13 protein-coding genes are annotated in these 14,228 nt (G+C 58.6%); 9 read left to right on the top strand and 4 right to left on the bottom strand.

Going from position 1 to position 14,228, the window contains the following annotated elements; translation table 11 throughout:
* Positions 1–62 precede the first annotated feature (62 nt).
* The 7 genes from IGS58_RS01105 to IGS58_RS01075 all read left to right on the top strand — a co-directional run bounded on the left by IGS58_RS01105 (position 63) and on the right by IGS58_RS01075 (position 7,812).
* Positions 63–833: a DeoR/GlpR family DNA-binding transcription regulator gene (locus IGS58_RS01105; protein ID WP_230520470.1), complete on the top strand. Its 771-nt coding sequence runs from the start codon at positions 63–65 to the stop codon at positions 831–833.
* Positions 834–866: 33 nt separating this feature from the next.
* Positions 867–2,015, top strand: coding sequence for an MFS transporter (locus IGS58_RS01100; RefSeq protein ID WP_230520469.1), 1,149 nt, complete (start codon positions 867–869; stop codon positions 2,013–2,015).
* A 156-nt stretch (positions 2,016–2,171) separates the two neighbouring features.
* Complete coding sequence (locus IGS58_RS01095; protein ID WP_092607358.1) at positions 2,172–3,017, top strand: undecaprenyl-diphosphate phosphatase; 846 nt, start codon at positions 2,172–2,174, stop codon at positions 3,015–3,017.
* Between the two features lie 6 nt (positions 3,018–3,023).
* Entirely contained in the window at positions 3,024–4,847 is a 1,824-nt protein-coding gene (gene recQ / locus IGS58_RS01090) for a DNA helicase RecQ (RefSeq protein WP_070254690.1), read from the top strand.
* A complete protein-coding gene (locus IGS58_RS01085) occupies positions 4,847–5,341 on the top strand; it encodes a hypothetical protein (RefSeq protein ID WP_230520468.1) in 495 nt (164 codons plus the stop codon). Before recQ ends, IGS58_RS01085 begins: the two co-directional genes overlap by 1 nt.
* 44 nt (positions 5,342–5,385) lie before the next feature.
* A complete protein-coding gene (locus tag IGS58_RS01080; protein WP_070254692.1) occupies positions 5,386–6,363 on the top strand; it encodes a LysR family transcriptional regulator in 978 nt (325 codons plus the stop codon).
* Between the two features lie 162 nt (positions 6,364–6,525).
* Complete coding sequence (locus IGS58_RS01075; RefSeq protein ID WP_034785857.1) at positions 6,526–7,812, top strand: Glu/Leu/Phe/Val family dehydrogenase; 1,287 nt, start codon at positions 6,526–6,528, stop codon at positions 7,810–7,812.
* Positions 7,813–7,954: 142 nt separating this feature from the next.
* Here the strand turns inward: IGS58_RS01075 and galE are convergent, their stop codons facing one another.
* Together galE and trmB are read right to left on the bottom strand one after the other, a co-directional pair.
* Positions 7,955–8,974, bottom strand: a complete 1,020-nt coding sequence (galE, locus tag IGS58_RS01070) for a UDP-glucose 4-epimerase GalE (RefSeq protein WP_230520467.1) — start codon at positions 8,972–8,974, stop codon at positions 7,955–7,957.
* Positions 8,975–9,123: 149 nt separating this feature from the next.
* Positions 9,124–9,804: a tRNA (guanosine(46)-N7)-methyltransferase TrmB gene (gene trmB / locus IGS58_RS01065; protein WP_070254694.1), complete on the bottom strand. Its 681-nt coding sequence runs from the start codon at positions 9,802–9,804 to the stop codon at positions 9,124–9,126.
* Positions 9,805–10,722: 918 nt separating this feature from the next.
* Between trmB and IGS58_RS01060 the strand changes: the two genes are divergently transcribed.
* A complete protein-coding gene (locus tag IGS58_RS01060; RefSeq protein WP_230520466.1) occupies positions 10,723–11,394 on the top strand; it encodes a hypothetical protein in 672 nt (223 codons plus the stop codon).
* A gap of 444 nt (positions 11,395–11,838) precedes the next feature.
* Positions 11,839–12,711 carry a hypothetical protein gene (locus tag IGS58_RS01055; RefSeq protein ID WP_230520465.1) on the top strand — a complete coding sequence of 291 codons (873 nt, stop codon included), beginning with the start codon at positions 11,839–11,841 and terminating at the stop codon, positions 12,709–12,711.
* Positions 12,712–12,831: 120 nt separating this feature from the next.
* Here IGS58_RS01055 and IGS58_RS01050 read toward each other — a convergent pair whose 3' ends face one another.
* Complete coding sequence (locus IGS58_RS01050; RefSeq protein WP_230520464.1) at positions 12,832–13,470, bottom strand: SOS response-associated peptidase; 639 nt, start codon at positions 13,468–13,470, stop codon at positions 12,832–12,834.
* A gap of 10 nt (positions 13,471–13,480) precedes the next feature.
* Positions 13,481–13,939, bottom strand: coding sequence for a hypothetical protein (locus IGS58_RS01045; protein ID WP_230520463.1), 459 nt, complete (start codon positions 13,937–13,939; stop codon positions 13,481–13,483).
* Between the last annotated feature and the right edge of the window lie 289 nt (positions 13,940–14,228).

The raw sequence follows: 14,228 nt of genomic DNA, 5'->3' as shown, positions 1-14,228 counted from the left end.
GTTGACGCACTTTGCACGTTTGCGTATATTTATGCACATTCCTGCACGTTTCAATATACCCCATGTCCGCCACCCTGCTCCTCAAACAACGCCACGCACTGATCCAGCAACAATTGCACGCCGATGGCCGCGTGCTGGCGCTGGACCTGGCGCGCCAGCTCGATGTTTCCGAAGATACGATACGGCGCGACTTGCGCGAGATGGCGGCGGCCGGCCTGTGCCAGCGCGTGTATGGCGGCGCCCTGCCGCTGGCGCCCGATGGCGGCACCTTGAGCCAGCGCAAGCAGGAAGCGCCCGAGCGCAAGGCACGCCTGGCGCAGGCCGCCGTGTCCCTCGTGCGCGCGGGACAGGTGCTGTTTCTCGATGCGGGCTCGACCAACCTGGCCATCGCCAGCGCATTGCCAGAGTTGGCGCTCACTGTCATCACCAACGCGCCAGCCATTGCCATGGCACTGATGGAACGCCCGGAAATCGAACTCATCATGGCTGGCGGCAGGGTCGACCGCCGCGCCGGCGCCAGCCTGGGGCCACAGGCCTTGCGCACCGTCGAGCGCATGCATCCCGACCTGTGTTTCCTCGGCGCTTGCGGCGCGGACGCGGACGCGGGCGTGACGGCGTTCAACTACGACGAGGCCGAGTTCAAGCGCAGCATTGCCGGCGCCAGCAAGGCGGTGGTGGTAGCCGTCACCAGCGACAAGCTGGGCACCGCCGCGCCCTTCGGCGTGCTGGCCACGGGCTTGCTGCAGCACCTGGTGCTGGAAGCCGATGCCGACGCTTCCCACGTGGCCGCCTTTGAACGGCTGGGCGTGCAAGTGCTGCGCGCCCGCGCCTGATTTTATCCACCCCGACCTTTGAAAAGTTCCATCATGCATCTCACCGGCACCCTGCAACAACGCGCCACGCGCCTGGTCTTCTTCGCCGCCGGCCTCGGCATGGCCGCCTGGGCCCCGCTGGTTCCCTACGCCAAGTCGCGCCTGGGCCTCGATGAAGCCACCCTCGGCATTTTGCTGCTGTGCCTGGGCGCCGGCTCGCTGTGCGCGATGCCGTTTACAGGCATGCTCACCAGCCGCTTTGGCTGCCGCAAGGTCATCGTCGGCGCCGGCCTGCTGCTGACCGCCGTGCTGCCCGGCCTGGCGCTGGCGGCCACGCCGCTGCAGCTGGGCCTGGTGCTGCTGGTATTCGGCGCGGCCATGGGCACGTTTGACGTGGCCATCAACATCCAGGCCGTGATCATCGAAAAAGCCAACGGGGGCGCCATGATGTCGGGCTTTCATGCCCTGTTCAGCGTGGGCGGCTTCGCCGGCGCGGCCTGCATGGCCCTGCTGCTGTGGCTGGGCCTGACACCGGCCTTGTCCTGCGTGGTGGTGATGCTGCTGCTGTGCGGCGTGCTGGGCGCGGCGCAAGGCCATCTGCTGCCGACGGCGTCCGCCTCGGGCGAAAAGACGCCGCTGTTCGTCATGCCGCATGGCGCCGTTATTTTCATCGGCTTGCTGTGCTTTATCGTCTTCCTGGCCGAAGGCGCCATCCTCGACTGGAGCGCCCTGTTCCTCACCACCACGCGCGGCGTGGAAGAAGCCAAGGGCGGCCTCGGCTACGCCGCCTTCGCCATCGCCATGACGGTGGGCCGGTTTACGGGTGACAAGGTGGTCAGCCGCTTTGGCGGCAAGCGGGTGCTTACTTTCGGCGGCCTGTGCGCAGCGGCAGGCTTCTTCCTGGCCGTGCTGGCGCCGCACGCCGGCCTGGCCATGCTCGGCTTCGTGCTGATCGGCCTGGGCGCGGCGAACATCGTCCCCATCCTGTTCACGGCGGCAGGCCAGCAGCACGCCATGCCGGCCAGCCTGGCGGTGGCGGCCATCACCACCATCGGCTATGCGGGCATCCTGGCCGGCCCGGCCGTCATCGGTTTCGTGGCGCACGCCACCAGCCTGAATATCGCCTTCGCCATGCTGGGCGCCGCCCTGCTGCTGGTGGCGGCCAGCGCGCGCCTGGTGGCGCCGGCAAAACAGGCTGCCTGAACCCTCCCCTTGCCTGGCGGGCGGCGGCAAAAAACCGCTGCCCGCCAGCGCCCAAATCGGCTCGACGGGCCTCCGGCATGGTAAGCTTCGACCCCGCGCACATTGCTGGCGCCACGCGGTCACCCCATCCTGCCACTTATACCCGTTTATACATCTATGGATCTCATTCTTGCGTTAAAAGCCATCATCATGGGGCTGGTCGAAGGTTTTACCGAATTCTTGCCGATTTCGTCCACGGGACATCTGATCCTGGCCGGCAGCCTGCTCGACTTTACCAAGGATGTATCGAAAGAAGTCATGGATGTCTTCGAGATCGCCATCCAGGCCGGCGCCATCCTGGCCGTGTGCTGGGAATACCGCCAGCGCATCGGCAACGTGCTGACCACCTTCGGCAGCGAAGCGAAGTCGCGCAAGTTCGTGCTGAACGTGGCCATCGCCTTCCTGCCCCTGGCCATCATCGGCCTGGCCATCGGCAAGATGATCAAGCACGCGCTGTTCAAGCCAGTACCGGTCGCCATGGCCTTCATCATCGGCGGCATCGTGATTTTGCTGGTGGAGCGCCGCGCGCGCACCAATCCCGTCACCGTGCGCGTCAACTCGGTCGATGAAATGACGCCGTTCGACGCCTTGAAAGTGGGCTGCGCGCAGGCGTTCGCGCTGATCCCCGGCACCAGCCGTTCCGGCTCGACCATCATCGGCGGCATGCTGCTGGGCCTGTCGCGCAAGACGGCCACCGAATTCTCGTTCTTCCTGGCCATCCCGACCCTGCTGGCGGCCACCTTCTACTCGCTGTACAAAGCGCGCGACATCCTGTCGGCCACCGACGTGCCCCTGTTCGGCCTGGGCACCGTGTCCGCCTTCATCTCCGCCTTCCTGTGCGTGCGCTGGCTGCTGCGCTATATCAGCTCGCACGACTTCACGTTTTTTGCCTGGTACCGCATTGTGTTCGGCTTGCTGGTGTTGGCCAGCGCCCACTACGGCTGGGTTGTTTGGGCAGAATAAGGCACTATGAATCAAGATCTTAATCAGCGCGCGCTGCACCTGCTGCAAACCGTTTTCGGCTACCCGGCCTTCCGCGGCCAGCAAGCCGACATCGTCGACCACGTCAGCCACGGCGGCGACGCGCTGGTACTGATGCCCACCGGCGGCGGCAAGTCGCTGTGCTACCAGATTCCCGCCCTACTGCGCGACGGCGTCGGCGTCGTCGTCTCGCCGCTGATCGCGCTGATGCAGGACCAGGTGGATGCTTTGGCCGAAGTCGGCGTGCGCGCCGCCTTCCTCAATTCCACGCAGACCTACGAAGAAGCGAGCCGCATCGAGCGCCTGGTGCGCACGGGCGGCATCGACGTCGTCTACGTAGCGCCCGAGCGCCTGATGACGCAGCGCTGCCTGGACCTGTTCCAGGCCTCGAAGATCTCCCTGTTCGCCATCGACGAGGCGCATTGCGTGGCCCAGTGGGGCCACGACTTCCGCCCCGAGTACATCAAGCTGTCGGTGCTGCACGAGCAGTTCCCGGACGTGCCGCGCATTGCGCTCACGGCCACGGCCGACCCGCAGACGCGCGCCGAAATCGCCCTGCGTTTGCAGCTGGAAGACGCGCGCCAGTTCGTCTCGTCCTTCGACCGCCCGAACATCCGCTACCAGATCGTGGAAAAGGCGAATGGCCGCAAGCAGTTGCTCGACTTCATCAACACGGAACACGCGGGTGACTGCGGCATCGTCTACTGCCTGTCGCGCAAGAAAGTCGAGGAAACGGCGGAATTTCTGAACCAGAGCGGCATCCGCGCCCTGCCCTATCATGCGGGCATGGAGTACGCCAAGCGCAGCGCCAACCAGGCGCGCTTCCTGCGCGAAGAAAATATCGTCATGGTCGCCACCATCGCCTTCGGCATGGGCATCGACAAGCCCGACGTGCGCTTCGTGGCGCATCTGGATCTGCCGAAAAGCATCGAGGGCTATTACCAGGAAACGGGGCGCGCGGGCCGCGACGGCATGGCCGCCAACGCCTGGATGGCGTACGGCTTGCAGGACGTCGTGCTGCAGCGGCGCATGATCGACGAATCGGAAGCGGACGACACCTTCAAGCGCGTGCTGGGCGTGAAACTCGACGCCATGCTGGGCCTGTGCGAAACGCTGAGCTGCCGCCGCATGCGCCTGCTCGAATACTTCGGCGAACCGGCTTCGCCGTGCGGCAATTGCGACACGTGTCTGGTGCCGCCCGTGTCCTTCGACGGCACGGTGCCTGTGCAAAAACTGCTGTCGGCCATCTACCGCGTCGACCAGCGCTTCGCCGGCGGGCACGTGATCGACGTGCTGCGCGGCGTGGAATCGGAACGCATCAAGACCTGGCACCACGATTCCCTGTCCGTCTTCGGCATCGGCTCGGACCTGGGCGAGGCGGAGTGGAAAGCTATCCTGCGCCAGGCCATTGCGCTGGGCCTCGTCTCGGTCGACCATGAACAATACAGCTCGCTGAAACTGACGGACGCCTCGCGCCCCGTGCTCAAGGGCGGCCAGAAGGTGCAGCTGCGCCAGTACCAGAAACCGGTGAAGACCAGCAAGCGCAGCACCAGCGTGGCGAAGGGTTATGTCGAGACGGACCTGTCCACCAGCGAACAGGCGATTTTCGACAAGCTGCGCTGGTGGCGCGTGGAGACGGCGCGCACGCACAACGTGCCAGCCTACGTCATTTTTGTCGATGCCACCCTGCGCGAAATCGCCAAGGCCAAGCCCACCTCGCTGGAACAGATGCGCGGCGTGAGCGGCGTGGGCGAGAAAAAACTGGCCTCGTATGGCGACGAAATCGTCGCCATGATCCTGGAGATGATTTGATGCAAGATTTGATGGAAGCACTCTCGTCCGACCTGATCTATCAGGCCGTGAAAATTCTCGGCGCCCAGCCCGACGCCGAAGACGCGGTGGAAGCGCAAGTACGGTTACTGGTGCAGGACGATCTCACCGTGCGCCGCCTGGCCGACGTGGTGCCGGAAGCCTTTGGCCTGGTGCTGGCGTCGCACCTGCCCGGCGCCGAAAACATGACCCTGCCCGATACCTTCTGCGCCCAGGACGAGGATGGCGAGTGGGTGGAGTTTCCCTTGCGCCGCGAGCCGATCTTTGTCGTCGCCGCGAATATCGCCCAGCACACCTTCCACAACGGCCCGCGCGCGCTGATACAAAACCTGGCCAGCCGCAGCTCCTTGCTGTCGGCCATCAACAAGGGCTTGAATGCGGGCGGCTCGCTCGATGGCACGACCCTGGGCCCGCCGTCCTTCTTCGGCCTGCCCGCCGCCCTCTACCAGGCGGCGGCATCGCCCGATACGCCCTGACCACCACACTTTGCCCTTGTCCTTGATAAGAGAACGCTGCCGCGATGGAAACCAAATGGCTGGAAGACTTCATCTCGCTCGCTGAAACGCATAATTTCAGCCGTTCCGCGGCCCTGCGCCACGTCACCCAGCCGGCCTTTTCGCGGCGCATCCAGTCGCTGGAAAACTGGCTCGGCATCGACCTGGTCGACCGCACGTCCTACCCGACGCGCCTGACGCCGGCCGGCGCCGTATTCTACGAGCAGGCGCTGGAAATGCTGGGGCAAATCAACGGCGTGCGCGCCCTGTTGCGCGGCAAGCGCGCGGCCACGCAGACGAGCGTCGATTTCGCGGTGCCGCATACCCTGTCGCTGACCTTCATGCCGAAATGGCTGACGGCATTGGAAGAAGGTTTTGCGCCAATCAACAGCCGCCTGATGGCGCTGAACGTGCACGACGCCGTGCTGCAACTGGTCGATGGCGGCTGCGACCTGCTGCTGTGCTATCACCATCCGCGCCAGCCGGTGCAGCTGGATCCGGGCCGCTACGACATGCTGGTAATGGGCCGCGAAACCCTGCGCGCGTATGCGCGCTGCGGCCAGGACAAGGTACCCGACTTCGTCCTGCCCGGCAGCGCCAAGGAGCCGCTGCCCTTCCTCTCCTACACCAGCAACGCCTATCTGGGACGCATGGTGGAATTGCTGGTGGCAGACGCCAAGGCCCCCCTGTTCCTGGAAACCTGCTATGAAACGGACATGGCCGAAGGCTTGAAAATGATGGCGCTGGAAGGCCGCGGCATCGCCTTCCTGCCCGAGTCGGCCGTCATGCGCGACGTCAAGTACAAGCACCTGGCGCGCGCCGACGGCGGTGCGCCAGGCTGGGAAATCGAGCTGGAAATCCGTTTGTACCGCGAACGCCCATCGAGCCTGCGTCCCGGCAAGCAGATCGTCGAAAGCCTGTGGCAATACCTGGTGCAGGCGCAGGACGGCAAGGCGCGCGGCAGCAAGCGCCGCAAACGCGCCACCGAGGCCACCCAGTCCTGACTGGCAATCCTGGCAACACAACTATGCAATAAATGCATAACCGGATGCGCACAAAGCATTGGCCGGGGCATGAGGCTATCGCCTACGATGCGGTTCCGCTGCGCGCAGCTGCATATCGGCTGTGCCTCTAACGTATTCGTATTGTCCAGGAGCTTATCAAGCATGACCAGCAAGCACGCACTTCCTTCCTACCTGAATCCTGAAGACCTTGGCCCATGGGGCGTCTACCTCGAGCAGATCGACCGCGTTACGCCGTACCTGGGCAACCTGTCGCGCTGGGTGGAAACGCTGAAACGTCCAAAGCGCATCCTGACGGTCGACGTGCCTATCGAGCGCGATGACGGCACCATTGCCCACTACGAAGGCTACCGCGTGCAGCACAATCTGTCGCGCGGTCCGGGCAAGGGCGGCGTGCGCTTCCACCAGGATGTGACCCTGTCGGAAGTGATGGCCCTGTCGGCCTGGATGACGGTCAAGAATGCAGCGGTCAACGTGCCATACGGCGGCGCCAAGGGCGGTATCCGTGTCGATCCGAAGACCCTGTCGCGCAACGAACTGCAACGCCTGACCCGCCGCTACACGAGCGAGATCAGCATGATCATCGGACCAAACAAGGATATCCCGGCGCCGGACGTCAACACGAATGAACAAGTCATGGCGTGGATGATGGACAGCTACGCCATGATCGGCGGCAATATGTCGACCGGCGTGGTGACGGGCAAGCCAATTTCGCTGGGCGGCAGCCTGGGCCGCCGCGATGCGACGGGCCGCGGCGTCTTCGTCGTCGGTTGCGATGCGGCCGCCAAGGTCGGCATGTCGCTCGAAGGCGCGAAAGTCATCGTGCAAGGTTTCGGCAACGTGGGCGGCGTCGCTGCACGCATGTTCGCTGAAGCCGGCTCGAAAGTGGTCGCGGTACAAGACCACAAGACCACCGTGGTGCATGCCGGCGGCTTGAACATCCCGCAATTGCTGGCACACGTGGCCGAAGTGGGCAGCGTCGAAGGCTTCCCGGGCGCCGAGGCATTCGTGCCGCGCGAAGATTTCTGGGGCATCGATTGCGACATCCTGATCCCGGCAGCGCTGGAACAGCAGATCACGGCTGAACGCGCACAAGTCATCCGCGCCAAGATCATCCTGGAAGGCGCCAACGGCCCGACCCTGCCGGCAGCGGACGACATCCTGACCGACCGCGGCGTGCTGATCGTGCCGGACGTACTGGCCAACGCCGGCGGCGTGACCGTCAGCTACTTCGAGTGGGCGCAGAACTTCTCGAGCTTCTTCTGGACGGAAGAAGAAATCAACAGCCGCCTGACCCGCATCATGCGCGAAGCGTTCGACGCGGTATGGCAAGTGTCGCAAGAGAAGAAAGTGTCGATGCGTACCGCCACCTTCATCCTGGCATGCACACGCGTCCTGCAAGCTCGCGAAGTACGCGGCCTGTATCCTTAATGGCTGCCTGAGAAAATGCCTGGGGCGTTGTTGCTTCGCCTAGCCCCGGGCATTTTTCAGGCGCCATTGGGTTGATGGCGCTCTAAAAAAAATCCCGCCACACTTGCGTGTGAGCGGGATTTTTTGTATCTGCCGGGCTTGTTTACGCCGCGTAGCCTTGCGGGTTCTGGTGCTGCCAGCGCCAGTGGTCGCGGCACATGTCGTCGATGTTTTTCTGCGCTTGCCAGCCCAGTAATTGCTTCGCCTTGTCAGCCGAGGCGTAGCAGCTGGCGATGTCGCCGGGGCGGCGCGGCACGATATCGTAGGGGACTTGGCGGCCGCTGGCCGCTTCGAAGGCGCGCACGGTGTCGAGCACGCTGTAGCCGTGGCCCGTGCCCAGGTTGACAGTAAAGCCTCCCTCGGTGGAAAACAAGCGGTTCAATGCGGCCACATGGCCCAGCGCCAGGTCGACCACGTGGATATAGTCGCGCACACCCGTGCCATCCGGCGTATCGTAGTCGTTGCCGAACACGGCCAGGCGCTCCCGGCGGCCCACGGCCACCTGGGCGATGAAGGGCATCAGGTTGTTCGGAATGCCGGCTGGATCTTCGCCGATCAAGCCGCTGGCATGCGCGCCGACCGGATTAAAGTAACGCAGCACGCCGACTTGCCATTGTGCATCGGCATGCACAAGATCGGCCAGGATCTGCTCGACCATCAGCTTCGAGCGGCCGTAGGGGTTGGTCACGGACAGGCGCGACGCTTCCAGGATCGGCAAGGCTTCCGGATCGCCATACACGGTGGCCGACGAGCTGAATACAAAACGCCTCACATTCGCCGCCGCCAGCACTTCCAGCAGGGCCACGGTGCCCGTTACATTGTTGTCCATATACATCAGCGGCTGCGCCACGGATTCGCCCACCGCCTTCAAGCCTGCGAAATGGATCACGGCATCGATGGCGTGCTCGCGCAGGACGGCGGCCATGGCCGCGCGGTCACGCACGTCTGCTTCATAGAAGGGCACGCTTTTGCCGGAGATGCGCTCCACGCGCGCCATCGCTTCGCGCGCGCTATTGCACAAATTATCCACTGCAACGACATCAAAACCGGCAGCCAGCAATTCGACACAGGTATGCGAACCGATGAAACCGGATGCGCCGGTCACGAGTATTTTCTTGGACATAATATCAATCAATGCAAAAAAGATAAGATTACCGTAATTCGCCCACCTTGCCTAGCCAGCGCACGATAGCGCGCGCATTAAAAAAGCCTGCGGCGTCACCGCGGCAGGCTTGTTCTTGTGCAAACGGCACAGGTGGGCAAACCGCCAGGTTATTTCTTGATGAACACCAGATCCCACACGCCATGGCCCAGCTTCAAGCCACGGTTTTCAAACTTGGTCAGGGGACGATACGCCGGTTGCGGCGCATAGCCGTCGGCGCTATTGTGCAACTGCGGCTCGGCGCCCAGCACTTCCAGCATTTGCACTGCGTAATCTTCCCAATCGGTGGCGCAATGCAGATAGCCGCCCGGCGCCAGGCGATCGGTCAATTGCTTGACGAATGGAGACTGGATCAGGCGGCGCTTGTTGTGGCGCGCCTTGTGCCATGGATCGGGGAAGAAAACGTGGATGCCGGCCAGCGAATTGGCCGGTATCATGTGCGTCAGCACTTCCACCGCATCGTGCTGCAGCAGGCGCAGATTCGTCAGCGATTCTTCGCCGATCAGCTTCAACAGGCTTCCGACACCGGGCGTATGCACTTCAACACCGATGAAATCCTTCTCCGGCATGGCTTTGGCGATATGCGCAGTCGTCGCGCCCATGCCAAAACCGATTTCCAGGATCACGGGCGCCTTGCGGCCAAACACCTGCTCGAAGTCCATCGGTTCTTTGGCGAAAGGCACGAGGAATTGCGGCCCCAGAGTCTCGAGCGCGCGCGCCTGCGCGACAGACAGCCGTCCCGCGCGGGTCACGAAACTGCGGATGCGGTGTTCGGTCGGATCGTACATCATCGGCCGCGCCGGGCCGTTTGCTGGGGTATCAGAAGACATGGGAATGGAGAAATAAGTGGCCGCGCCGCATCAAGCCAGGCGCCAGCGAAAAATGGAGCGGGTGAAGGGAATCGAACCCTCGTCGTAAGCTTGGGAAGCTCGACAAGGAACTCAACAACCATGCGGGCTTGCGGCCCGTTTCTGCTCCGCAAAGGTGACATTATAGCAGCCGCAGAAGCGGCCATCCATGCGGTGTATTTTGCGCTTGTGGAGCAAACTATTCTGGCAAACAGTACCGCCCCACGGACTGCATCGCTGATTTAACTGATAGTGCCGGACGCGCGCCGCAGTGAGCGCAGCGGTTTAATGCACAGAACAAGTATCCATAAGCCCTACACGGACAATCACTATCAATATACCTACTTTTGTACCGTCGGTTGTAAGAGCACGGTTTTTTTACATTATGTGGCATTTTGGGCTGTATGCTCGTCCTTGCCCCTCTGAGCTAGGGACGCAGGTGCAAGCTTGGGAAGCTCGACAAGGAAATCAACAACCACGCGGGCTTACGGCCCGTTTCTGCTCCGTAAAGGCAACATTATTGCAACCGTAAAGCCACTATCCATGCGGTGATTTTGTGTTTGTGGAACGAGTTAGTCAAGAATGATAGGTACGCAGTGCCCCTCCTGTGGATGTTGAACGTATGATGATGAAACAAATTAGTGTCCAGGGGAACTAAGCTCTACTCAAGTCAATTCCATTGAAAACCTTTTAAAATCAATTACTTACAAATACGACAGGCAACACCATTGAAGAAATTTTCGATCTATTAATGCAGAAAAATTGAAACAATAGAAGATATTTCATCTTCTCACCTTAAAAAACTACCAACTTATCCAAAACGGAGATACGATACTGTTTTTAATTTACCATTGGAATTAAATGTTTCGACCAGAAAAAATAAGAGAAGAACTCCTAAAGATAATTGAAGGGATAAGAAATCCTCCGTCAATCATGAACTTCATCCCTGCACTTAGATATACGCGTGCAAGATTTGATGAGCTAATAGAAAAGTGCCTAGCTCTTCATCAGAGCTTGGAGAATGTAATGCCAGGAGATGATACTTGGCTACACACTCAGGAACTTTTCAATATTGAAGCCGAATACAAAAGATTAAGAGCAAAACTGTTACTTCTTCCTTCAGTTTTACTTACGTATGTTGTGTTTATAATAATGTTTGTCACATTCAGATTTATAGATATTTCCGGATTTGTGAAAAGTGTGTTGAAGGTTGACGCACCAGAACGCCTTATTACATTTGGAATATCAGGAGCATTCTTATATCTAGCAACATATATTCTTTCAGAGCTTAATGGAGAAAATCATTCGAAAGAATCTCTTAATAAAGTTGCAGATTTTGCTGTCCGTGTATTATTGGCAATAGTTGTCCCAATTGTTCTGGTTTCTTTATTTTTCACACCTGAAGGTGGATTCAACACTGTAAGATTAACTCCGGAAATCTTAGCATTTGCGTGCGGCTATAGTGCAAAATTAGTAGTGGATTTATTCAATAAGATTGTTGAGAAATGTTCAAAAATGATCGAGGCTATTTAAAAAGGATGAATGCAGGCATTCCATTTTGAAACTGGCTAATGCACTGGACAAGTGGAATCCTGCGCAACCGAAAACCTAGTAAAAATCATGAACGCGCGGACTATTGTGCAGTACGCAGGAAATGGACGACTTAAAGGCCGCTTTTCGGACACGAGTTGATGCATTGGGAGGGGGGGATAATGCAGCGGGCCATTATGGAGCTGACTTTAACCTTCAAATATCGTCATTGGAGAGTGTTGACTACGACCGAGTAATGAGCGTTGCGCAAGGGTTTCTGAGCTACAATCGAGCGTGGGTAAAAATTCTTCGGGACGCTGCTTGGGGTGAATTTACCAATGACTATGATTATGGATAAAACTCCATACTGGACTACCAACTTAAAACTATATTTCATTGAGTTGAAATTTTCAACTTCCTGAATTAACTTCGAAAGTATCTTTCAGCATGGATCCCTCTTCCTTTTTTGATAACCTCACAAATAAGCAACGAAATCAGTTAAATGAACTGGATCGCGCAAACCACGATGTACAAGTAGAAAAATTTGAAGAAGCATATGAAAAAGGTTGCTGCTATTTGTGTGGAGAGCAATTTGATCAGATGCGGGCGGCAGCGCCTTGTTCACATTGGCTTCTGCGCAGGACAAAATTCAAGAAAAAAGACTTTCCTAAAATTTTCGCTAGATATGATTACCACGCAATCGCAGCTTTCCTACGATGGTGCGCCAACAAAGAGCAGCCTCTCAGGAATATCAATGATCTAGAAGATGAAAAATCTGACCGGAAAATATTAAGTTATTCTATTCGATGGAAAAATATCGAGTGGAGTTTTGATTGCTCAAAAACTGATTTCATGGGCCACGGTGGACGCCACTCTTCATTTCCTCACTATCACTTTCAAATGCGGATTGATAACCGTCCATTTATAGATTTTAATGAATTTCATGTCCCGTTTTCCAAACGTGACATTTTTATGCTTGAGGCGCGAGCATTACCCAATGTTCACTATGGCTTCGGTGCGGCGGGGGCAGGCATGCAGGAAGCGGTGGAAGTGGACGCCGATTGGGTGATCGAGGAAACATCAAGAACGGATCAGGAAGATGAACAAGTTTACAATTTATCGACAATAATTATGGCGGATGAGTCTCCTATCTCTGGGGAAGATTTGCAGAAAATCTTTAGCGAGGTGAAGCGAACCGGCAAAACCTTTGCGTCGGTAGCACGCAAGCGCTTGGCTGGACGGGCGTCAGTTCAAACCACTGTGAGTCCTGCCGACTCCATTCCTGATATTGCGGGACGTACTGAGCATAAGCCTCGTTAGCCGCTGTTGCGAAAGTTAACTTTCAAGCCTTATTCTCTTCCGGTAATTCCTAACTCAACTAATCGGCCGGACAGGATCATGCGAAGGAGCCAGGTTGCCCATTGCAACACCGGCTCGTGTTCATTTTTTCACACGCGGCGGAAGTGGATCAGCTACAGCGACAAGGCGTTCTGCTGGATACTGCTGGAACAAATCAGCTTCGGTCACAAGGGAACCATCGAGCCACCCGTGGTAGTGGTCCGGGTCGAGAATCATCACCATCCGTTTTTCATCATCCGGCTTGTGGAAACGCTGCATGAGCGGGTGGCCATCGGCATTTATCGTCAGCATCGAGAACGACAACAGCAAATCTTGCGGCCGGAATTCCCATATCCCGGCAATGGCGGCCGGCATGCCATCGGCGCGCTCGATGCGCCAGCGCACCGGCTTTCCAGTCTCATAGCAAGGTTCAAAGAAATTATTTGCGGGGATAATGCAGAACTGTTTGCGCTTCCACGCATTGCGGAAGGATGGCTTCTGCGCCACGGTTTCGGTGCGGGCGTTGTAGGTCTGGCGCGCCAGCTTCATATCGGCCCAATGCGGCACCATCCCGAAACATGCCGGCGCAACTTGCAGCTCACCGGGCACGTCGTGCGAGGCACGAATGATCGGCGCCATGTAGCCTGGCCAAGCTTCCGGCGGCAAGTCAAATTGAGGGGAACGGACAGCGAAATGCTGTTCGATTTGATCGCTACGGCTGGGAGTGTAGTCGGCGCACATGCAATTTATTCTACCTGCCTTCTGGCACTGGCGGCGGCTCCGTCCCGACAAAACACAGCCAGGACTGCGCATAGTCGCAAAATTGCATATCCACCTTGCTGCGTTCAAACCCTGACAGCACCATGCGCCCATCCCGATACCAGAGCAAATTCACATCGAAAAGTGTGTCAACGTACTTCCCGCTCTCGCCGTAAGTGAAGCGGGCCAACCTTACCAAACGGTGCAAGCCCTGGTCTGTAGTTTCAACGACTTCCAACGTTCCGGGCCGTGCCAAGTTGTAACGGTCATTCAGCCGTCGCTTGGGCACCTCCACCCCAGCAAGGCGCATCTTTAACATTTTAACAATCATTGTAACACCCAAGTAGAATACTGTACATGCATACAGTATATCAAGAGTTCTTGAGGTCGCAATACCCGTCAATGATGCGATGGCATGAAGATGAATGATGCCTAGAGTGGAGGCGCCCATACATAGCCCAGAACCGCGCCAGGACACGGCACAGCGCGAAAACAACACCGGCCCTACGTCGCAACACCACCCGCACGAAAAACCGCTCAAAGTGCGTCAAAATGCGTCAAATCGCATGCCCCCACTTCGCCCTGCCGCGCCAGTCCTCATGCGCCTTCGGCCATGGCGCACATTTGAGTCAAAAGAGCCCTATATAGCGGGCAGGTGTGGAGGGGGGACAACTGCGCGCGCCGGGCCGAAATGGGCCTTTTTCTTGCATCTGGAGCAACATCAATCGTCGGGGCGTGAA

The sequence above is a fragment of the Janthinobacterium sp. EB271-G4-7A genome (assembly GCF_020858075.1).
Classification (GTDB): domain Bacteria; phylum Pseudomonadota; class Gammaproteobacteria; order Burkholderiales; family Burkholderiaceae_D; genus Janthinobacterium; species Janthinobacterium lividum.
The sequence above is the reverse complement of the archived record's forward strand: the minus strand, read 5'-3'. Positions and strand labels throughout refer to the sequence as shown.